This window comes from Macrococcus hajekii, from assembly GCF_004359505.1.
In the GTDB taxonomy this organism is placed as follows: domain Bacteria; phylum Bacillota; class Bacilli; order Staphylococcales; family Staphylococcaceae; genus Macrococcus; species Macrococcus hajekii.
In genome coordinates this window covers 1-442 of sequence record NZ_SCWE01000021.1, presented here as the reverse complement: position 1 = coordinate 442, position 442 = coordinate 1, and the positions used below count along the sequence as shown (strand labels likewise).

At 45.9% G+C, this 442-nt stretch carries 1 protein-coding gene; it reads left to right on the top strand.

Annotation, left to right across the window (positions count from 1 at the left end; translation table 11 throughout):
- Window positions 1-442: ACP S-malonyltransferase (locus tag ERX37_RS11185; protein ID WP_133430745.1), on the top strand; the 442-nt coding region annotated here is incomplete at both ends.

Below are 442 nucleotides of genomic sequence, written 5' to 3'. Positions count from 1 at the left end.
ATTATACAGTCGGTCACAGTTTAGGCGAATATGCAGCACTGGTTGCAAGTGGTGTGATGTCAGCTGAAGATGCAGTGCAGATCGTCGCAAAACGCGGGGCTTTAATGGCGACGGCCTTCCCGAAAGGAACCGGCTCGATGGCTGCCGTTCTAGGCTTGAACGAACCAGAAGTCAAAGCGATTTGTGACAAATTGTCGACTGCTGACTTAAAAATAGAACCTGCTAACTTAAACTGTCCTGGACAAATAGTCGTTTCAGGTCATCAGTCAAAGATTGATGAACTGGTCCGTGATGGAAAATCGCTCGGCGCAAAACGTGTCCTTCCACTCAATGTATCAGGTCCGTTTCATTCATCGATGATGGAAGTCATTAGTGATGAGTTTTCAGCATTTCTTGATCAGTTTGAATTCAATGATGCTGTAGTTCCGGTCGTCCAGAATAC